This is a genomic window from Bradyrhizobium sp. CCBAU 11361 (assembly GCF_028128935.1).
Classification (GTDB): Bacteria; Pseudomonadota; Alphaproteobacteria; order Rhizobiales; family Xanthobacteraceae; genus Bradyrhizobium; species Bradyrhizobium niftali.
The window spans coordinates 84,435-104,377 of sequence record NZ_LBJZ01000184.1; the positions used below are offsets into that span (position 1 = coordinate 84,435).

The 19,943-nt window shown below is 65.3% G+C and carries 16 protein-coding genes; 2 read left to right on the forward strand and 14 right to left on the reverse strand.

All coding sequences use genetic code 11. The features are described 5' to 3' along the window. The first annotated feature begins 84 nt into the window (after positions 1-84). Positions 85-978 (forward strand): LysR family transcriptional regulator, encoded by an 894-nt coding sequence (locus XI08_RS25825; protein WP_027547228.1) that lies wholly within the window; start codon positions 85-87, stop codon positions 976-978. Between the two features lie 2 nt (positions 979-980). Here the strand turns inward: XI08_RS25825 and XI08_RS25830 are convergent, their stop codons facing one another. From XI08_RS25830 to XI08_RS25890, 13 genes are all read right to left on the reverse strand, one after another. Then, the gene (locus tag XI08_RS25830; protein WP_271576516.1) at positions 981-3,311 is read right to left on the reverse strand and encodes a PAS domain-containing sensor histidine kinase; all 2,331 of its coding nucleotides are present in this window, start codon (positions 3,309-3,311) and stop codon (positions 981-983) included. 227 nt (positions 3,312-3,538) lie between these two features. Then, entirely contained in the window at positions 3,539-4,912 is a 1,374-nt protein-coding gene (locus XI08_RS25835; RefSeq protein WP_027547226.1) for a cation-efflux pump, read from the reverse strand. A gap of 253 nt (positions 4,913-5,165) precedes the next feature. After that, positions 5,166-6,134: a zinc-binding dehydrogenase gene (locus XI08_RS25840; RefSeq protein ID WP_271576517.1), complete on the reverse strand. Its 969-nt coding sequence runs from the start codon at positions 6,132-6,134 to the stop codon at positions 5,166-5,168. Positions 6,135-6,430: 296 nt separating this feature from the next. Then, complete coding sequence (locus XI08_RS25845; RefSeq protein WP_271576518.1) at positions 6,431-7,426, reverse strand: NAD(P)H-dependent flavin oxidoreductase; 996 nt, start codon at positions 7,424-7,426, stop codon at positions 6,431-6,433. Positions 7,427-8,630: 1,204 nt separating this feature from the next. Beyond that, entirely contained in the window at positions 8,631-9,278 is a 648-nt protein-coding gene (locus XI08_RS25850) for a hypothetical protein (protein ID WP_271576519.1), read from the reverse strand. Between the two features lie 58 nt (positions 9,279-9,336). Then, the gene (locus XI08_RS25855; protein ID WP_049823662.1) at positions 9,337-9,540 is read right to left on the reverse strand and encodes a hypothetical protein; all 204 of its coding nucleotides are present in this window, start codon (positions 9,538-9,540) and stop codon (positions 9,337-9,339) included. A 376-nt stretch (positions 9,541-9,916) separates the two neighbouring features. Continuing rightward, on the reverse strand, positions 9,917-11,323 hold the full coding sequence (locus XI08_RS25860; RefSeq protein WP_333928223.1) for a hypothetical protein: 1,407 nt from the start codon (positions 11,321-11,323) through the stop codon (positions 9,917-9,919). Positions 11,324-11,794: 471 nt separating this feature from the next. Next, the gene (locus tag XI08_RS25865) at positions 11,795-12,568 is read right to left on the reverse strand and encodes a fumarylacetoacetate hydrolase family protein (protein WP_049823664.1); all 774 of its coding nucleotides are present in this window, start codon (positions 12,566-12,568) and stop codon (positions 11,795-11,797) included. Between the two features lie 11 nt (positions 12,569-12,579). Further along, positions 12,580-13,599 carry a 2-dehydropantoate 2-reductase gene (locus tag XI08_RS25870; RefSeq protein ID WP_271576521.1) on the reverse strand — a complete coding sequence of 340 codons (1,020 nt, stop codon included), beginning with the start codon at positions 13,597-13,599 and terminating at the stop codon, positions 12,580-12,582. A gap of 101 nt (positions 13,600-13,700) precedes the next feature. Next, positions 13,701-14,129 (reverse strand): CBS domain-containing protein, encoded by a 429-nt coding sequence (locus XI08_RS25875; protein ID WP_271576522.1) that lies wholly within the window; start codon positions 14,127-14,129, stop codon positions 13,701-13,703. Between the two features lie 202 nt (positions 14,130-14,331). Continuing rightward, positions 14,332-15,654: an oxalate/formate MFS antiporter gene (gene oxlT, locus XI08_RS25880; protein WP_271576523.1), complete on the reverse strand. Its 1,323-nt coding sequence runs from the start codon at positions 15,652-15,654 to the stop codon at positions 14,332-14,334. A 263-nt stretch (positions 15,655-15,917) separates the two neighbouring features. Continuing rightward, the gene (gene oxlT, locus XI08_RS25885; protein WP_027546342.1) at positions 15,918-17,204 is read right to left on the reverse strand and encodes an oxalate/formate MFS antiporter; all 1,287 of its coding nucleotides are present in this window, start codon (positions 17,202-17,204) and stop codon (positions 15,918-15,920) included. Positions 17,205-17,450: 246 nt separating this feature from the next. Then, positions 17,451-17,588, reverse strand: coding sequence for a hypothetical protein (locus tag XI08_RS25890; RefSeq protein ID WP_271576524.1), 138 nt, complete (start codon positions 17,586-17,588; stop codon positions 17,451-17,453). Between the two features lie 290 nt (positions 17,589-17,878). Here XI08_RS25890 and XI08_RS25895 point away from each other — a divergent pair, with 290 nt between their 5' ends. After that, positions 17,879-19,210 (forward strand): Hsp70 family protein, encoded by a 1,332-nt coding sequence (locus XI08_RS25895; protein ID WP_271576525.1) that lies wholly within the window; start codon positions 17,879-17,881, stop codon positions 19,208-19,210. Between the two features lie 263 nt (positions 19,211-19,473). Here the strand turns inward: XI08_RS25895 and XI08_RS25900 are convergent, their stop codons facing one another. Then, positions 19,474-19,917, reverse strand: coding sequence for an SRPBCC family protein (locus tag XI08_RS25900; RefSeq protein ID WP_271576526.1), 444 nt, complete (start codon positions 19,915-19,917; stop codon positions 19,474-19,476). Positions 19,918-19,943 lie beyond the last annotated feature (26 nt).

A 19,943-nucleotide genomic window follows, 5' to 3' on the forward strand; every position in this document is an offset into this window, starting at 1 on the left:
CATTTCGCCTGCCGGTTTTTCCGTGTTGGCAAGGACCCGGCGTGCTAGCTTGCATGCCACGACAGAATTCGAGGGGGCGTTCGGTTGATCGACAAGCTTGAACTGCTGCTGGCGCTGGCGAAGGAACGGCATTTTGGCCGCGCGGCGGAAGCCTGCGGGGTCACCCAGCCGACGATGTCGACCGGGCTCAAGCAGCTCGAGGAGATTCTCGGCGTGATGCTGGTCCAGCGCGGATCCCGCTTCCAGGGTTTTACGCCGGAAGGCGAGCGGGCGCTGGACTGGGCGCGGCGGATCGTGGGCGATGCCCGCGCGATGCGCCAGGAGATCAACTCGCTGAAGGAGAAGCTCTCGGGCGAGATCCGCATCGCGGCGATCCCGACCGTGCTCGGCATGGTGGCCGCGCTGACGACGCCGTTCCGGGCCAGGCATCCCGAGGTGCGCTTCCGCATCCAGTCCACAACCTCATCGGAGGTGCTGGGCCTGCTCGAAAATCTCGAGGTGGACGCGGGGCTGACCTATATCGAGAACGAGCCGATCGGGAAGGTGCGCACCATTCCGCTCTACAACGAGAGCTATCGTCTCCTCACCGCGCCGGATGCGATGTTCGGTGATCGCGAGACGGTGACCTGGACCGAGGTCGGGCAGGTGCCGTTGTGCCTGCTCACGCCCGACATGCAGAACCGCCGCATCATCGACCGCGCGCTGCGCTCGGTCGGCGCGGAGGCGACGCCGACGCTGACCTCGAACTCACTGCTCGTGCTGTTCACGCATGTGAAGACGGGTCGCTGGGCGAGCGTGATGCCGGCCAAGCTCGCCGAGACGCTTGGCCTGTCCGATACCGTGCGTTCGATCCCGATCGTCGACCCCGAGGTCAATTACAGCATCGGCATGGTGATCCCGCAGCGCGATCCGATGACGCCGCTGATCGCGGCGCTGGTCAATGTCGCGCGTGAAGTCGCGCCGACGCTGCAATTGTAGCTTCAAGCCGCGGCCGATATCCCGGACGCCGCCTTGATTGCGTCGCGCGGCAGCGTCACGCGGACGACGGTGCCGACATCGATCTTCGAGCGCAGCCGCATCGAGCCGCCGTGGAGCTGCGCCAGCGAGCGGGCGATGGCGAGGCCCAGCCCCGAGCCGTGATAAGTCTTCGTGAGCTGGCTCTCGACCTGCTCGAACGGGCGCCCGAGCCGCGCCAGGGAGTGCGGCGCGATCCCGATGCCGGTGTCGGCGATCATCAGCACGATCCGGTCGTCGAGCTCCCGGCTCCGCACCACGATGCGGCCGCCGTCGGGCGTGAACTTCACCGCGTTCGAGAGCAGGTTGACGATGATCTGCTTGGTGGCGCGGCGGTCGGCGACGACGGAGATCGATTTCGCGATATCGGCATCGAGCATCAGGTGCTTGTCCTGCGCGCGGCCGGAGACGACGCGCAGGGATTCCGCGAGCGTCCGCGCAAGATCGAGCTCTTCCATGTCGAGCTTCATGCGGCCGGCCTCGATCTTGGACATGTCGAGGATGTCGTTGATGACTTCGAGGAGGTAGTGGCCGCTGGTCAGGATGTCCTGGCAGTATTCCTGGTACTTCTCGCTGCCGAGCTCGCCGAACAGGCCCGAGCCCATGATCTCGGAGAAGCCGATGATGGCGTTGAGCGGCGTGCGCAGCTCGTGGCTCATATTGGCGAGGAATTTCGACTTGGTCTGGTTGGCTTCCTCGGCGCGGGTCTTCTCGCGCTGGTACTTTTCGGCGAGATCCGCAAGCTCGTTGGTCTGGCGTTCGAGCGCGGCCTGCGAGCGCTTCAGGTCGATGACGGTGGCGCGCAGGCGCAGATCGTTGTCGACGAGCTTCTGCTCGTGCTCCTTGATGCGGGTGATGTCGGTGCCGACCGAGACGTAGCCGCCGTCCTTGGTGCGGCGCTCGCTGATGTGCAGCCAGCTGCCGTCGTCGAGCTGCGCCTCGAAGGTGCGCGCGCCCGGGCCTTGGCTCGCCGTCTCGTTGTGGCGGGTGCGCACCTCCGGCATGCGGCCGACCTCGAGCACGGTCTCGTAGGAGGTGCCGGGAATGACGGCGCTGTCGGGCAGCTTGTGCAGGCGCTGGAAGTGCGAGTTGCAGAGCACGAGGCGGTCGCTCGCGTCCCACAGCACGAAGGCCTCCGGAATGGTCTCGATGGCGTCGCGCAGGCGCAAATCGGCTTCCACCGTCCGCTCGGCGAGGCTCTTCTGCTCGGTGATATCGACCGCGATTCCGATCAGGTGAACGCTGGAGTCGGTCGCGCCGCTTGTCTTCTCGCAGCGCACGCGGAGCCAGATCCAGTGGCCGTCGACATGCTGCATGCGGAAGGTCTGGTCGATGTGGTCGATCTTCTCGGAGATGAGCTGGTCGGCGATCTCGAACAGGTCGATGTCGTCGGACTTCACCAGCGCGTTGACCTCGCCGAAGGTGAGGAGCTCGTTGCGGCCGTCCAGGCCGAGCATCGAGAACATCGACTGCGACCAGAAGATCCGGCCGCGCGACAGGTCCCAGTCCCAAAGGCCGCAGCGGCCGCGGTTGAGCGCGGTGTCGATGCGGCCGCGCACCGCGTCGTTGATGAGATCGCCCTCGCGGGCGCGGGTCGACTGCCAGTGGAAGGCGAAGCCGAGGATCAGGACGACGAAGCCGGTGGTGGCCGACAGCGTCACCGAGAGCGCGGCGTCCGAGCCCCAGATCGGCTCGTTGCGCTCCTGGATCACGGTGACGAAGCCGGGCAGCGACTTGATCTGCCGCGATGTCGCCATCGCGGCGTTGCCGTTCGGCAGCGTCATGTCGGAGATGTTGCCGTCGCGCGGCGGCGCCGCGAGCAGCTGCGCCGTGGTGATGGAATCGAGCAGGCGGTCGTTGCCCGAGGAATCGCTGTCGATGGGAATGCGGGCGAGGATGCGGCGGTCGACGCCGGCCGAGGTGACGATGACGTGGCGGCCCGTGGCCGTGCCCCAGGACGGAATCAGGTCGGGCAGCTGCGCCGGCAGGCTCTCGATGTTCTTCAGCCGTTCCTGCCGCGAGGAGGTGAGGCGGTCGATGCGCTCGGCGAGCAGATCGGCGAGTGCCGAGATGTCATGGCGGAGCACCAGCCGCTTCTGGCGCGTCTGGTCGACGACCTGCACGAACGCGCCGAGGCAGATCGTGATCAGGAACGCGATGATGAGCGTCGGCACGGCGCGACGCAGCGCCGGCTCCGCGATCAGCAGCCGGTGATAGGCAGGTTTCGCGATCGATTGCGCCAATCCTTTGATCGAATCGGATTGGACGCACGCGTTCGCGGCGTCTGCACGCGACATGCCTTCGGCCCCCTGGAAAACTTGCTTGCAACTTGAGTTCGGAAGCAGCCCCACATCGCTTCCGAATCACACCGATTTGAATCCAGTTTTGCCGGGCTGTCGAGAGTCAACGAATCGTTAACGCGAATTTATTCTTATCCAACGCGCAGTTTGCGCGTCGAGAGTCCGCAAACTCACGTGCACAGCGAGTCCGAAACGAGAACGTGTGACTCCTCGCGCATTCTGCGTCACGCGCGCGGCGGCTCGGCGTGGCTGATCACGCGCTTCACGCTCGGGAACGCGCGGCGCAACGCGCGCTCGATCGCGTCGACATGCTCGTGCACCTTGATCACGCTCATCGACGGCGCGGCGCGGCAGTGGAAGTTGACGATCTCGCCGGCATCGGTGTTGCGGACGCGCACATTGTGGATGTCGTGGATCTCGCCCTCGCCGGCGAATTCGGCCAACGCGGCGGCGATGGTCTGCACCCGTTCCGGCGCGGCATCAACGCCGAACGGCAGTTCCGGTTCCAGAGGCTCGATATGGACGTCGACCTCGACGTCGGCGCCGAACTCCTCCTGGATGTTCCGCTCCAGCGTGTTGGCGATGTCATGGGCGGCGTCGAGCCGCATCCCGGCGTCGACCTCGAGGTCGATGCCGACGATCAGCTTGGCGCCGAGGTCGTGCACCGTGACGTGGTGGACGGCGAGGCTCGAATTGCGCGCGATCACCATGATGCGGTCGCGTACGGTCTCGTTGTCGCGGGCGACGGGGACCGGGGTGAAGGTGAGGTCGGCATCGCCGAATGCCTTGTCGACGGCGGCCTGCACCTTGCGCTTGATCTCCTCGACGCGGTCGATCGGATAGGTCCGCGGCACCTTTGCGATGGTGTCGATGAAGGTGGTCGCGCCGACCATGCGCACGCGCAGCCGCTCGACGCCGATCACGCCGGGCACGCTGCGGATCGCGGCCGTGGCCTTCTCCTGCGCGCCCTCCGGCGCGCGGTCGACCAGCGTCTGCACGGTCGAGCCGGCCATGCGCAGGCCGAGCGCGGCGATCATCACGGCGACCGCAGCGGCGGCCGCCGCGTCGCCCCACCAGAAGCCGAGAGCGGCGAGGATCAGGCCCACGATCACGGCGAAGGAGCCCATGACGTCGGAGGCGAAATGCAGCGCGTCGGCGGCGAGCGCCTGGCTGCGCGTTTCCCGCGCGGCGCGGTGCAGGGCGCGGGCGCGCCACAGGTTGACGACGATGTCGATCACCAGCACCACGAACGGTACGGCCGAAATGGTCGGCGGCGGGGTTCCCTCGCGCAGCCGGCTGTAGGACTCGACCAGGATGCCGCCGGCGAGCACGTAGAGCAGGGCGGTGACGCCGAGCGCGGAGATGCTCTCCAGCTTGCCGTGGCCGTAATGGTGCTCGTCGTCGGCCGGCTTGTCGGACACCCGCACCACCGCCCAGGTGATGATGGTCGCGATCAGGTCGACCGAGGAGTGCAGCGCTTCCGAGATCAGCGCGAGCGAGCCGATGGCCACGCCGACCACGAACTTGGCCGCCGCCATGCCGCCGCTGGCGAAGATCGAGATGGCCGCGACCGAGGTCTTGCTGTGCTGTGCGCTCATGGCCGGGGATTTAGCAGCCTAGGGCTGAACATCAAGCGATGATCCACAGCTGTAGTCGCAAGTGAGTTGCAGGAGCGAAGCTATTGCGAATGCTTCCGAATTGAATGCGCGCTGATGCTACTTGCTCAATCTCGTAGGGTGGGCAAAGCGAAGCGTGCCCACCATGGGTCAGCGAGTGTGGAAGAATGGTGGGCACGGCGCTGCGTGCCTTTGCCCACCCTACGAGACCGGGGCGTTACTGCCCGGCCAGGGATCACACCGTCACAACAATCTTCCCCAGATGCTTGTTCGCCTCCATGTGCTCGAACGCCTTGTCGATGTCGGCGAACGCAAACACCTTGTCGATCGGCAGTTGCAGCTTTCGAGATTCCACCGCGCCCCAGATGTCCTTGCGGACCTCCTCGAAGATCTCACGGACCTCCTCGATGGTGCGGGTGCGGAAGGTGACGCCGACATAGTCGATGCGGCGTGCGGCGTGCAGGTCGAAGTTGAAATCGGCATGGGTGCCGCCGAGCCGGCCGACATTGACGATGCGGCCCTTGATCCTGGTGGCGGCGAGGTTCTGGTTGGCGACCTTGCCGGAGACCTGGTCGACGATGAGATCGACGCCTTCGCCGCTCGTCGCCTTCAGCACCTCCTCGACCCATTTGGGATCGGAGGAGTCGACGGCGAGGTCGGCGCCGTACTCCGTCAGCCGGCCGCGCCGATAGGCGTCGGTCGACGAGCCGATCACGAGCCCTGCGCCCTTGAGCTTGGCGATCTGCATCGCCATCAGGCCGACGCCGGAGCTGGCACCCTGGATCAGCACGCTCTGGCCCGCCTGCACGCCGCCGACGGTGACGACCGCGTTGTGCATGGTGGCGAGCGCGACGGGCAGGGTGGCGGCCTCCTCGAAATTCATGTTCGACGGCGCGCGGAACAGCCGGCCGTGATCGGCCAATGTGTATTCCGCGAAGGCCGCCCCGCCCGAGCCCATGATGCGGTCGCCGACCTTCACGCCCTTGGCATCCGGTCCGAGCTCGGCGACCTCGCCGGCCCATTCCATGCCGAGCACGGTGCCGACCCCGCCGGCCGCACCATGGGCGTGACCCTTGCGCATGCCGGTGTCGGCGCGGTTCAGCCCGCAGGCGCGGACGCGCACCAGCACCTGCGTGCCTTTAGGCTTTGGTTGAGCGACGTCGGAAATTCGAGCGCCCTCAGGGCCGTAGACGTAAGCTTTCATGAATTACTCGATGCCGTTTGAGGAACTGGTTTAACCGGACGTCGGACTCTTCGCCTCTCCCCGCCTGCGGGGAGAGGCCGGAATGCGCGCGTAGCGCGGATTCCGGGTGAGGGGGAGTCTCCGCGAGTCCAACTGTCACCGCCTGCGCGGAGACTCCCCCTCACCCCAACCCTCTCAGCGCGAGCGAAGCTCGTCGCTCCCCCGCATCCGCCTTCGCCAAGGCTTCGGCGGACAAGAGCGGGGCGAGGGAGCATACCTTCGGCGTGGCGGGCGATACGTTCAAATCAACTCCGCGATCATTCGGCCGCCTGCGCCGTCGGGCTTGCGATCATGCCCTCCAGCCGGCTTCTGATGATGGCTTCGGCTTCGCGCACGATGCGGGAGATGAGCTCGGCGCAGCTCGGGATGTCGTGGATCAGGCCCTGGACCTGGCCGGCCGACCAGATGCCTTCGTCGGAGTTGCCGGTGGCATAGACCATCTTGCCGCGGGCACCCGCAACGAGCTCGCGGATGTCCTCGAACTTGGCGCCTTCCTTCTCCATGGCGACGACCTTGGTCGAGACGGCGTTCCTGGCGACGCGCGAGGTGTTGCGCATGGTGCGGAAGATCAGCTCGGTCTCGCGCTCGTCATTGGCGACGATCTTCTCCTTGATGGACTGGTGGATCGGGCTTTCCCTGGTGGCCATGAAGCGGGTGCCCATGTTGATGCCCTCGGCGCCGAGCGCCAGCGCCGCGACGAGGCCGCGCGCGTCAGCAAAGCCGCCCGAGGCGATCATCGGGATCTTGATCTTGTTGGCGGCGGCCGGGATCAGGATCAGGCCGGGCGTGTCGTCCTCGCCGGGGTGGCCGGCGCATTCGAACCCGTCGATCGAGATGGCGTCGACGCCCATGCGCTCAGCCGAGAGCGCGTGGCGGACGCTGGTGCATTTGTGCACGACCTTGACACCGTGCTTCCTGAACTCGTCGACATGCTCCTGCGGCTTGTTGCCGGCGGTCTCGACCACCGTGATGCCGGCCTCGATGATGGCGGAGCGATATTCGGCGTAGGGCGGCGGCTTGATCGCGGGCAGGATGGTGAGATTGACGCCGAACGGCTTGTCGGTGAGTTCGCGGCAGCGCGCGATCTCCTTGGTCAGGTCCTCCGGCGTCGGCTGGGTCAGCGCGGTGATGAAGCCGAGCGCGCCGGCGTTCGCGACGGCCGCGACCAGCTCGGCGCGCCCGACCCATTGCATGCCGCCCTGGACAATCGGGTGCTGGACGCCGACGAGTTTGGTGAACCGTGTCTGCAACATGATGCGTTTCCCCGCCTGCGCGGCAGGCCCTGTTATTGATTGATGGCGGCAGGATGCCGCCCGGGTCGGCAAAAGTCTATTGCGCCGGCGTGCGGTGAGGGCGGGGCGATCATGCGGGACGCGGGGGGATTCCGTGGGGCGGATAATCTTGGGGGCTGCAGTATTCGTCCCGTCATCCTGAGGTGCGAGCTGCGCGGTGCGCAGCTCGCACCTCAGGGTGACGGTCATAAAATTAAGCTCGCGGCCACAACTCGCACCCATACCGCAAGACACACCTTCGCCTTCTCGCGGCATTTTCCGCCCGAGCTTTGCTTCGTCCGGTCGCCCTTGTCGAGACAAGGGCGCAGGGAAGGCCGGGCGCCGGCTGGCACCCGCAGGTCCGTGCGCTACAAAAGATGCACACGGGGTGGACCACAGGTTTCGCCGGATCGCCCGGCCTTCCCTGCGCGAATGGTTTTAACGGTGTCCTTCGTGCTCTCCCCGGGGAGCGATGCACTATTGCCCCGTCGCCTCGCGGATGGCTGATGTGCGCGTCCGGTCGGGCAGCGCACATCACCACGAGACTTGACGCACAGACCCCGGGCGTCAGGACCACACGACTTCGCCGTCCGCGCACGTCCTCGCTGGGCCTTCGAGAGCTGGCGTGTGCTCGCACCCGAAGCCATGCGAAGACGCTGTCGGCGCCGTGTCGTTCGCGCGAAGGCAATTGCTCACGGTTTCCCGCCCTGCAATGCCGCTCGCGCCCGACGCCGTCGCGTCCATCGCTGCCCGGCCCGCGGTTCGTGACGATCGCGATCCGCCCCTTGTCCCGGGCCAGGGTGTCCAGTGTGTACGATAAATCCGAATTTCGGTAAAGTGGAATATATTTGCGGAGGAGGATTGACAGGCGAGGCGGGAGATTTGTGCGGGGTGTTTTGCCCGACGGGCGAGGTGCTGCTCCACCCAACGCTGTCATGCCCCGGCTTGACCGGGGCATCCAGTACGCCGCGGCGTCTCTGTATCACCGCGCCGTCTCTGGAATACTGGATTGCCCGCCTGCGCGGGCAATGACAGCGAGGGGATGGCAAGGCCGGAGTGTTTCACGAGGAGCTCGTAGCCCGGATGGAGCGAAGCGCAATCCGGGGAGGTCGTTCAACGGTGCGACACTTCCCCGGATTTCGCTGCGCTCCATCCGGGCTACAAGATTGCCGCTACGAGGCTTCGGCTACTCCGCCGACAGCCGCACCATCTGGCGGCCCCCGTTCATGTCTTTCAGGCTGTTGACGAAGTTCTCCGGGCGCTGCCAGCGATAGGGGACCTTCAAGCCCATGAACTCGGCGATGTCGCCGATGAAGCCGGTGCAGTTGGTGGTCTCGGCGTTCCAGACCGGCGAGCTCGCTTGCAATTTCTTGATGTAGGCGAACACGCGCTTGGCGTCGGCTTCGTTCAGATAGACGCGATAGCTCGCCGTCAGATATTCCGGATCGAGATCGCCGTAGCTCGCGCCGGTCTCGGACGGCACAAAGGTGAGGTGACCGAGCACGTAAGCAAGGGTGTCGCCGGCGGGCGTCAGGCCCGCGACCTCGACGGCGCGCTCGCTGGTCTTGCCGTACCAGACGAAGGCGTGGCCCCAGCTCGCCGCCGTCCGGGCGCGGAAGTCGACGTAGTAGGGGCCTTTCTCCGCACGCGCGACGGGCCGCCGCGACTGCGGCGTCGGTCGCGATGCGGGGTCGGTCGTCGCAAGCGCATTGGCATCGGCCATGCGCTTGTTCGTTTCGTGGGCCGAGGCAGAGGGCGTCGTGCACGCGATCATCGCCGCAAGCGCGAACCCCGCAAGGATGCAGGATCCCGATCGATCAGGTTTGTTCGTCACGCTGTGCCCCCTCGGCTGTCGGCCGCTTACGCAGATGCTGCGCGTTTGTCGCTACGCGTCAGTAGCGCGCTGCGACCGGGCCGGGCGCCTTGCCGATCGGGGCCTTGCCAACCGGGCTCTTGCCAATCGGCATCTTGCCGATCGGCGCCTGCTCCGCCGGATAGACAGGCACGGGCTGCCGGCGCGGCAGATCGGCAGCGTTCGCAGCCGTCACCAGAGCAAACGTCGCACCCAGAACAATTGCAATCTTCTTCACAGTCATACCCCTAGAAGGTTTGGTCCAAACACGGCAGTGCCGTGCCCCCAGACACGCCTCACAGAAGGGCGGCCGAATGCGTCCAAGTTGCGGCGCGAGCGGGACATGTTGGCGGCATATGTCGGGCGCGCGCAGAAGTGATGTGTGTCTGGATGTTTCGTCGGTTCGCGACGGAGAGTATTCGTAGCCCGGATGGAGCGCGGCGCAATCCGGGACCAGTGTAGCCGCATTGCACGACCTCCCCGGATTTCGCTTCGCTCCATCCGGGCTACGAGACCCTCGCGAAACACTCCAGTTCGTAGCCCGGGTGAGCGCAGCGACACCCGGGACAGTCGTCTCCCGGATGTCGCTTTCGCTCATCCGGGCTCCGGGCAGTCCTTTCTCACCCGATCCGGTTCAGGCTGTTCCTGATCGTCGAGAAGATGCCGCCGATGTCCTTGCGCAAGGCATCGAGGGCGTTGAAATTGTCGAAGATGCGGGCGAGGCGGTCTTCGACCTCGCGCTTGCTCTTGGTCAACGCGTCGACGCGCGAGGCGAGGGGCACGCCGCCGTTCGCCTCGATCTCGCCGACGGTCGTGGCGAGCAGGTCGCGGGTGGTGCCGACCTCGGCGATCAGCGCCTCGATGCCGAACACCGGGGCCTTCAGCGGGACGAGGTCGGCCTGCGACTTCGACAGCTCCGTCTTGAAGGCGTTCAGCGTCGCCAGCGTCTCCTGCAAGGCGCCGAGGCGCTGGCGCGACTGGATGACGAAATCGTTCAGCGCGTTCTGGCGGTCGGGGAGGGTCTTGCCGTCGGCGTCGATCTCGACATCCGCGAGCGAGCGTTCGAGCTGGGCCTGGCGCTGGCCGAGCTCCTCGAAGTCGAGGCGGATCGCCTTGAGAATGTTGAAACTGTCGTCGATGCGCGCCAGGCGCTGCTCGATCTCGATCTTGTTCTTCGACAGCGCCTCGACCCGCCTGCCGAGCGGCGCTTCGCCGCCGGTCTCGAGCTCGTCGATGCTCTTGGCGAGGCGGTCATGGCTGAGGCCGAGCTCGCTGATCACCGCATTGATGCCGGCGTCCGTCGACCGCAGCGGCACCAGCTCGGCGTGGGATTTCGCAAGATCTTCCTTGTACTGGTTCAGGGTCGCGAAAATGTCCTGGACCGTGTTCACCCGCGAGAGCAGCGTCGAGACGTCGCGCGCGATGTCCTTGAGCCGGTCGGCGAGGTTGTTCTTGCGGTCGTCGGTCTCGAGGTCGTGGAGCGACCGTTCGAGCTGGTTCTGGCGGTCGCGGATCTCGGTGAAAACAGGTTCGACCGCACGGCGCTGCTCGGCGACCTTGCCGACCATCTCGCGCAGGCCTTGCTGGCGGCGGCGGATCTCGGCGAGCTGGTCGTGCATGTCGGTGGATTCGTTGCGGCCGTGCTGGAGCCGCGCGCGCTGCTCGGTCTCGCCCAGCTTGTCGTGGAGGGCGGAGACGGCTTCCCTTGGGTCGCTCTCGATCAGGTGCTGGACGGTGGCGTCGAGGTGGTTTTGCAGGGCGTGGGCGGCGACGACGTCCTCGCGGGTCTTCTTCAGGCGGTCGCGCAGCGTGCCCAGACGCCGGTCCTGACGCGAGAGCCGCCAGGCGGTTGCGCCGATCAGCGCCAGCGCCACGGCCGGGAGCGCGCCGGTCGCGATGCGCTGAGACATGGGGAGGCCCGCCAACAGGGCGGGCAAGTGGGTGAGGTCGTAACCAAACGCCTGCTGGACGAGAAGCACGATGGCAGCTAGCAGGACAAACCAGGCAACCAGGAAAAACAGCCACATCGTGACGCCCTCAAGCCGGGACACATTCTCGCCATATTTGCTATGGGAGAGCGGAACCGAGATCAAGGGGCGCGCGGGGGAGCGGACGTGTCAGCGAGCGCGATCCACAGCCGTCGTCGTCAGCCGATTGGCGGGCGCGGAAGGTTGCCGGATTTTCCCTAGGTGGGCGCTGGCCAGTCCTCAGTCGTCATTCCGGGGCGGCGCGTAGCGCTGAGCCCGGAATCCATAGCCACAAGCAGCGGTTGTGGAGCGAGATCGACGTGGCGCCTAATCCCTCACCCAAATTGCATTCGTGGTTATGGATTCCGGGCTCGCGCTACGCGCGCCCCGGAATGACGGAGAGAGGGGAGTACGGGCGTGCTCGCAGCTACAGTTCGTAGCCCGCATGAGCGGAGCGACATGCGGGATTGCGCGAGAAGACCTTTCCCGGATGTCGCTCCGCTCATCCGGGCTACGGCACCGCGCTGGCAGCTACAGCCGAAACTCGTTGGTCAATTCGCCAATGCCGTCGATCGCGACGGTCACGGTGTTCACCGGCTCCTTCATCACGCCGACGCCGACGGAGGTGCCGACGGCGATGAGGTCGCCCGGGAGCAGGGTCATGTCGTGGGAGATCCTGCTCACCAGCTCCTGCGCGGTGAAGATCATGTCCGAGATCGGATAGTTCTGCCGCTCCGCGCCGTTGAGGATGGTGCGGACCACCAGTTTCGCCGGATCGAGGCCGGTCGCGATGACGGGGCCGAACGGGCCGTAATCGTCGATGCCCTTGGCGCGCGCCCATTGCGGGAAGGTGGGATCGCGGGTGAGGATGTCGTTGGCGGTGATGTCGTTGACGCAGGTGTAGCCGAAGATGAAGTGGTCTGCTTCCGCGGGCGAGACGCGGGCGCAGGTTCTGCCGATGACGATGCCGAGCTCGCCCTCATAGGTGGTCTTGCCGTCGTAATAAGAGGGACGGCGGATCACCGCGCCCGGCGTCGTGATCGTGGTGGTCGCCTTCAGCAGATAGAGCGGCTCCGGCGGCTCGGGCTGGTTGAGCTTGGCCGCGAGCGCGTGAAAGTTGTTCCAGAGCGCGACGATCTTGCTGGGCGCGCAGGGTGCGAGCAACTCGACCTCCGACAGCGCCAGCATCTTGCCGGTGGCGGCATGGCGGCCGAACATCTCGCCCTCGTGCACGCTGATGCCGGATGAGGTCAGCGTGCCGAAGCCGGTTGCACCACTATGGCGGTAACGCAGCCATTGTTTCATTTCGCCCGCCATCACGCCACCGCCAGTGCACGGGGATCGATGGGTGCGGAGACGCCGTCATAGAGGCCGGCGATGCGGGCGCGCTGGGTCACCATTGCCAGCACCGAGTCCAGCGCGGGCGTGGCGATGCCGGTGAGGCGGCCCATCTCCTGCACCACGGTGACGAGCGGGTCGATCTCCATCGGGCGGCCGCGCTCGAGGTCCTGGAGCATCGAGGTTTTGTGCGCGCCGACCTTGCGGGCGCCCTCGATGCGGCGCTCGACATCGACGCGGAATTTGACGCCGAAGGTCTCGGCGATGCCTTGCGTCTCCACCATGATCGCGCGCGACAGCGCGCGCGTGGCCGGATCGGTGCAGATCACGTCGAGCGTCGCATGGGTCAGCGCGCTGATCGGGTTGAAGCAGACATTGCCCCACAGCTTGAGCCAGATCTCGTCGCGGATGCGGTCGAGCACCGGCGCCTTCAGGCCGGCCGCGACGAACAGGTCGGCGAGGCGCTGCACGTCATCAGTGATTTCGCCGGAGGGCTCGCCGAGCGGGAAATTGTTGCCGTAGACGTGGCGGATCACGCCGGGCGCCTCGATCTCGGTGGCGGGATAGACGATGCAGCCGATGGCGCGCTCGGCGCCGATCTCGCGCCACTGCCGTCCGCCGGGGTCGATGCTCTCCAGCGTCGAATTCTCGTGATCGCCGCCGTGCTTGTAGAAGTACCAATAGGGGATGCCGTTGACCGCGGTGACGATGCGGGTGTGCGGGCCCAGGAGCGGCTGCATCTTCTCGATCACGCCGGTGATCGAATGCGCCTTCAGCGTGATGATGATGTAGTCCTGCACGCCGAGCTCGGCGGGATCGTCGGTGCAGCGCGGATGCACGGTGTGCTTCTCCTCGCCCGCGAGCAGCGTCAGGCCGCGCTCGCGCATCGCGGCGAGGTGCGCGCCGCGTGCGACCAGGCTGACGTCGGCGCCAGCCCGCGCGAGCTGAACCCCGAGATATCCGCCGATTGCGCCGGCGCCGTAGATGCAGATCTTCATGAAATCCTCGCGGGTGACCGGAATTTTGGGACGAAAGATCCGGTCCGGCGCGGAGGGATCCGAGCCGGGGCCGGTAGTCGCAGGGGAAGGGGCGTGGCGCTTTAAGCTGCTGCTTGCGGCGTGCCGTTGATCGCCTCGTCAACGGCAGCGGCGATGTCGCGCATGCTGATGACGGAGACGAGGCTGTAATCGTCGATCACGGGCAGGTGGCGGATGTGATGACGGTTCATCAGATGGCGCACGTGCTCGATCGTATCGCTCGAGGTGCAGGAGACGAGCTGCTGCACCGAGACGAGCTGCGAGACCTTGACGTTGACGGCGTTCGCGCCGTGCTCGGCAACGGCGCGCACCACGTCACGCTCGGTGAACATGCCGACCGCGGTGTTGCCCTCGGAGCGGACCACGTCCTTCACCACGAGGGCGCTGATGTTGTTGGCGCGCATCAGCTTGGCGGCGATACCCACCGTTTCGTTCATTCGCACCGTGACAACGCGCGGCGTCTTCTTGCGCAGAATGTCTCCGACCAGCATTGCAACCTCCCTAGGTGAATGACGAGGTAAGTGTGGTATACATAATGCCAATCGTCAAGCGGTGGATTTGGCGGATCCGAAAAATCTTGCGACAGCATTATTGACGTTTGCGGTGCCTCCGGCGTCGGCCAAAAGAACCTTGGCCAAAAAGAAAGGGGCGCATTCTGCGCCCCTTTTTCAACCGTGCAAAGTGTGTGGCTTGTCACGCCGTCTCGGTCTTGGCGCTGCCCGTCGCGGCGCCGGTGCTCTCGGCTTCCTTGCCGAGGATGAAGGAGCGGCGCAGCGGCTTGATCACGAACAATGCCATCAGTGCGGCCGTTGCGTTCAGCGCCACCGCCACCACGAACACGGCCTTCCAGCCATACGCCGCCGAGATCACGCTGGCGAGCGGGACGAGCAGGGAGGCGGTGCCCTTCGCGGTGTAGAGCATGCCGTTGTTGGTGGTCGCGAACTTCGAGCCGAAGGTGTCGCCGCAGGTTGCGGGGAACAGCGAGTAGATTTCGCCGAACACGCCGAAATAGACCGCGGTCGCGAGCACGAAGACGACAGGCACGTGTCCGTAGGCCGACAGCAGGAGCAGCATCACTGCCGCCGTGCCGAAGGCGATGAACATGGTGTGCTCGCGGCCGATCGTGTCGGAGACCCAGCCGAAGAAGGGACGTCCGAAGCCGTCGAAGATGCGGTCGAGCGAGATCGCGAAGGTCAGCGCCGCCATCTGGAAGCCGGCGAGCGTCACCGGCGTGTCGGCGATCTTGAAGTCGTGTGCGATCGGGCCGATCTGCGCCGCGGTCATCAGGCCGCCGGACGCGACCATGACGAAGACGAGGTACATCACCCAGAAAATAGGGGTGCGCAGCACTTGCGGCGGGGTGAAGTCGATCTTGGTCTGCGGCAGATTGAGCTGCTTCTTCTTCGGCGGGATCGAGAGCCGCGGCGGCTGGATGAAGAAGGCGAGCACGAAGACGATCAGGCCCTGGCCGATGCCGAAGGTGAAGAACGCGCTCTGATAGCCGTTCGCGGCGATCATGGTGGCGATCGGCACGATGGTGAGCGCGGCGCCTGCGCCGAAGCCGGCGGCCGTCGCGCCGGCGGCAAGGCCGCGGCGGTCGGGAAACCATTTCAGCGCGTTGCCGACGCAGGTGCCGTAGACGGCGCCCGCGCCCATGCCGCCGACGATCGCGGCCGCATAGAGCAGGGTGAGCGAGTCGGCGTAGGAGTTGAGCACCCAGGACAGCGCGATCATCACGCCGCCGAACATGATGACGATGCGCGGGCCGTATTTGTCGACGAACCAGGCCTCGACCGGCACCAGCCAGGTCTCGGTGACGACGAAGATGGTGAAAGCGAGCTGGATCGCGGCGCGACCCCAATGGTGGGCCGCATCGATCGGATCGACGAACAGCGTCCAGCCGTATTGCAGGTTGGCGATCATCGCCATGCAGACGATGCCCATGGCGAGTTGGAACCAACGGAAACCGGTGCGAAGAGGCGCGGCTGTGACTGCGCCGTCCGTGCTGGAAATCATCAAGAACCTCCCAACGCGCCTGATTGATTGCGACCTGGGATTGCAAGATGACCCAGTGTCGCAAATATTGTGGCTTATCGTCGCAAGCGCGGCGGGGACATTGGTATACCATATTCCAGAAAGCAAGCCCAATCTTGTGACGCAGCGCAAGAAAAGTGCGCGGTTCGCTTCAGGTCAGCGGTAGCCAAGGCCGGTTCTGCAAAAACGAAAACGCCCGGCCGCGAGGCCGGGCGTCCTGTCGGAATGCAGTGTGGCGAGGCGCGTCAGGCGGTCGACTTCGCGACCACAACCTTGCGCCAGGGCTTGAGCACCGCGATCGCGAGCAGCGAAGCCAGGATGTTGGCGCCGGCCGCGATGATGAACACGCTGTCCCACGTTCCCGACGACTGCTGCATGTAATTGGCGATCGGAACCAGCAGCGCGGCCGTGCCCTTTGCGGTGTAGAGCAGGCCCGCATTGGTGGTCGCGAACTTGGCGCCGAACGTGTCGGTGCAGGTCGAGGGGAACAGCGAGTAGATCTCACCCCAGGCGAAGAACACGAAGCCCGAGAGCAGCACGAACCAGATGGGATCGTGGCCCCAAAGGTAGAGCATCCAGATGCCGAAACCTTCCATGCCGAAGGCGATGAACATCGTGTTCTCGCGGCCGATCATGTCGGAGATCCAGCCGAAGAACGGACGCGTCAGGCCGTTGAGCACGCGGTCGATCGTGGCTGCGAACGTCACCGCGGTCATCGTCACCGCCATCAGCGTCACCGGAACGCTGTCGACCTTCCAGTCAACCGCGATGGGCTTCAGGTTGGCCGTCACCATCAGGCCGCCGGCGCCGACGATCACGAACATGAAGTACATCAGCCAGAAGATCGGCTGGCGCAGCACCTCTGTCGGCTGGTAGTTGCGACGCGTCTGCACCAGCGCGGCGTTCGCCACCACGGTCGGCACCTGGCCGGCCTTCGGCGCCAGCAGGAAGAAGGCGAGGATGCAGATGATGATGCCTTGTCCGAGGCCGAAATACAGGAAGGTGGTCTGGAAGCCACTGTCCTTGATCATGGCCTGGATCGGCGCGACGGTCAGCGCGGAGCCTGCACCGAAGCCGGCCGCCGTGATGCCCGCAGCGAGACCGCGCTTGTCGGGAAACCATTTCAGCGCGTTGCCGACGCAGGTGCCATAGACGCCGCCCGCGCCGATGCCCGCGATGATCATGCCGAGATAGTAGCCGTTGAGCGTGGTGGCCTGTGCGTTGATCGCCCAGCCCATGGCGCAGAGCACGCCGCCGACCAGCACGACGATGCGCGGACCGTATTTGTCAACGAACCAGCCTTCGATCGGCACCAGCCAGGTCTCGAACAGGACGAACAGAGTAAAGGCCCATTGGATCGACGCGCGATCCCAGCCGAATTTCTTCTGGATGTCGGGGACGAAGAATGTCCAGCCGTATTGATAGTTGGCGATCATCACCATCGCCGCTACACCGATCGCCAATTGCGCCCAGCGATACGTGTCGCTAACGCGCGCGGTTGTAGGGGCCGTTGCCTGCACCATGTCCGTCATAAAGCCTCCCGTGGCGCCTCTAATTTTCTGCGAGCGCTGGAGAGGCATTCTTGTATTCATTATGCCAAGGTTCAAGCGCTGGTCCGGTCACCGTGCGCAAATGCCGCAGGATCGTTCTCCGGCTGCGGCAGTGACTCAGGACAGCACAAATAGAAATGGCCCCGTCCTGCGGGGCCATTCATCAAAAGTAGTATGTCGACACCTGCGAAACCGGCGTGCGGCTCCCGCGACGCAGGAAGCGCGCGCTTACAGGCCGAAACGGGGCAGGTCGCCGTTGTGATTCGAGATCTCGGCGCTGGCCATCAGGAAGCGGTCCACCGCAGCCATGAAACGCGCGAGCAGGGTGGAGGAGGGGGCGAAAGCGACGGAAGCGGTCTTGGACATCGGAATTCCTTTCTTGAGACGGTCAGTAGTGCTGTCTCATTTCGAAAATGAATTTATGTATACCAGATGCCAATGTCCATGCGTGCCATTGCATAGCAGCATGCGCTATCCCGCATTGCAGCATAATGACGCGTTAAAGGGGCCGTTCCGGGCTGAAAATTGCAAAACAGCCGCTGAAGCCGCGCATTGGGGCGGATTTGGGCGGAATCCCCGGGGATCCGGGCCTTGGCAGGGCAGGTCAAAGTCGTTAGTGGTCTGCCCCTTTTTCCAATCAACTGTCAGAGTGGTTCATGTCGAGCGCCTCGCCCGCCGTCTCGATCGGCATCGATTTTGGGACCAGCAACACGGTCGTAGCGCTTGCGGCGGACGACCGCCGGGTCGAGGCCATCCGCTTCGATCACGGCGGACAACGCCACAGCACTTACGTCTCGGCCCTGTGCTTCTGGGAGGACCGGCCGGGAGCCGGCGCCCAGGCCGAGGGTGGCCCGTGGGCGATCGAGCAGTTTCTCGAAGGACGCCACGTCTACCGCTTCCTCCAGTCGTTCAAGACCTTCGCCGCGAGCAGCAGCTTCAACACCACGCAGGTGTTCCGGCAGCGCTTCAAGTTCGAGGATATTTTGGCGGCGTTCCTGCGGACGCTGGCGCGCCATGGCGGTGACAGGTTCGGCTTCGAGACGTCGACGATCACGGTTGGCCGCCCCGTGCGCTTCGCCGGCGGCAATCCCGACGAGGCGCTGGCGATGCAGCGCTACCGGGCCGCGTTCGAGCGTCTCGGCGCCGGCCACGCGCGCTATGTCTACGAGCCCGTGGGCGCCGCGTTCTCCTTTGCCCGCCGCCTGGAGCGCGATGCCACCGTATTGGTCGCGGATTTCGGCGGCGGCACCAGCGACTTCTCCGTGATGCGCTTCTCGCGCACGGGCGGTGTCTTGCGCGCCGAGCCGCTTGGACACGCCGGCATCGGCATTGCCGGCGACACGTTCGACTACCGCATCGTCGACCACGTCGTCTCGCCGCGGCTGGGAAAAGGTTCGAGCTTCCGCTCGTTCGACAAGGTGCTGCCGGTCCCCACCGGCCACTACACCAACCTCGCGCGCTGGCACCAGCTCGCGATGATGAAGAGCAACGGCGATCTGCGCGAGCTCCGCGAGCTGGCGCGCACCGCGCTGAAGCCGGAATTGCTCGAGGATTTCATCACCATCGTCGATCTCGACCTCGGCTTTTCGCTGTACCGCGCGGTGTCGAACGCTAAGGTCGCGCTGTCGGGGCAGGATCAGGTGGATTTCCGCTTCAAAGGCGGCGGGGTCGACATCGGCTCGACCATCACACGGAAGAATTTTGAATCCTGGATTGCCGACGATATCGCCAGGCTGGGTGCGACCGTCGACAAGGTGCTGGGCGAGGCCGGCATCACCGCGCGCGAAGTGGAAAAAGTGTTCTTGACCGGCGGGACCTCCTTCGTGCCCGCCGTCCGAAAACTGTTCGCCGACCGGTTCGGCAATGAGCGCCTGATGTCGGGCGACCAGTTCGAGTCGATCGCCTACGGCCTTGCGCTGATCGGCCACAGTCCCGATCCGGACCGCTGGACCGCGAGCGGCGGGATCGCGCCGAAGGCGGGCGCGTAGGCCGCGAGGCGACCGGGCTCGATTGCTCGCCCCGCTTGCGCACACGCTATGGCATTTGAAGACCGTTTCTGCGGCCATCCTTCGAGACGCCCGCCTTTGGCGGGCCCTCAGGATGAGGATGGAGTGCGTGGCCGTAGTTTCAACAGCCGCCGATGCCGTTTAGCCTCATCCTGAGGAGACCGCCACCGGGTCCGCGCAAAGCGCGGCCCGATGACAGGCTCCGCGGTCGTCTCGAAGGACGAGGCGCTCGCTCCGCTTTGGCCCTATTGCTTGATCTCGGGCTCGACGAGCTTTGCCAAGTTTCGCAGCGATTCCTGCCAGCCGAGATAACAGGCTTCCGGCGGGATCACGTCGGGGATGCCGGCCTGCGTGATGTCCACCTCGGTGCCGACAGAAACTTTCTTCAGGATCACGGTCACCTGGATCTCGCCGGGCAGGTTGGGATCGTCGAACCTGTCGGTGTATCGGAGACGATCGCCGGGAACGAGCTCGAGATATTCGCCGCCGAAGGCGTGGCTGTTGCCCGTCGTGAAGTTCCGGAACGACATCTTGAACGTGCCCCCGACCTTCGGCTCCAGATGATGCACGGTACAGGTGAAGCCGTTCGGCGGAAGCCATTTTGCCAGCGCATCGGCCTCGAGGAAGGCGCGATAGACTTTCTCGGGGCTCGTCGTGAGAACGCGGTGCAGGCGGACAGTGCTGGGCATGTTCATTCATCCTCTTGCATTGATGG

What these genes read in the sequence shown, in the direction of transcription:
- XI08_RS25830 (WP_271576516.1), bottom strand. Translation starts at nt 3,311, where the DNA reads ATGTCGCGTGCAGACGCCGCGAACGCGTGCGTCCAATCCGATTCGATC.
- XI08_RS25835 (WP_027547226.1), bottom strand. Translation starts at nt 4,912, where the DNA reads ATGAGCGCACAGCACAGCAAGACCTCGGTCGCGGCCATCTCGATCTTC.
- XI08_RS25840 (WP_271576517.1), bottom strand. Translation starts at nt 6,134, where the DNA reads ATGAAAGCTTACGTCTACGGCCCTGAGGGCGCTCGAATTTCCGACGTC.
- XI08_RS25845 (WP_271576518.1), bottom strand. Translation starts at nt 7,426, where the DNA reads ATGTTGCAGACACGGTTCACCAAACTCGTCGGCGTCCAGCACCCGATT.
- XI08_RS25855 (WP_049823662.1), bottom strand. Translation starts at nt 9,540, where the DNA reads ATGACTGTGAAGAAGATTGCAATTGTTCTGGGTGCGACGTTTGCTCTG.
- XI08_RS25860 (WP_333928223.1), bottom strand. Translation starts at nt 11,323, where the DNA reads ATGTGGCTGTTTTTCCTGGTTGCCTGGTTTGTCCTGCTAGCTGCCATC.
- XI08_RS25865 (WP_049823664.1), bottom strand. Translation starts at nt 12,568, where the DNA reads ATGAAACAATGGCTGCGTTACCGCCATAGTGGTGCAACCGGCTTCGGC.
- XI08_RS25870 (WP_271576521.1), bottom strand. Translation starts at nt 13,599, where the DNA reads ATGAAGATCTGCATCTACGGCGCCGGCGCAATCGGCGGATATCTCGGG.
- XI08_RS25875 (WP_271576522.1), bottom strand. Translation starts at nt 14,129, where the DNA reads ATGCTGGTCGGAGACATTCTGCGCAAGAAGACGCCGCGCGTTGTCACG.
- oxlT (WP_271576523.1), bottom strand. Translation starts at nt 15,654, where the DNA reads ATGATTTCCAGCACGGACGGCGCAGTCACAGCCGCGCCTCTTCGCACC.
- oxlT (WP_027546342.1), bottom strand. Translation starts at nt 17,204, where the DNA reads ATGACGGACATGGTGCAGGCAACGGCCCCTACAACCGCGCGCGTTAGC.
- XI08_RS25890 (WP_271576524.1), bottom strand. Translation starts at nt 17,588, where the DNA reads ATGTCCAAGACCGCTTCCGTCGCTTTCGCCCCCTCCTCCACCCTGCTC.
- XI08_RS25895 (WP_271576525.1), top strand. Translation starts at nt 17,879, where the DNA reads ATGTCGAGCGCCTCGCCCGCCGTCTCGATCGGCATCGATTTTGGGACC.
- XI08_RS25900 (WP_271576526.1), bottom strand. Translation starts at nt 19,917, where the DNA reads ATGCCCAGCACTGTCCGCCTGCACCGCGTTCTCACGACGAGCCCCGAG.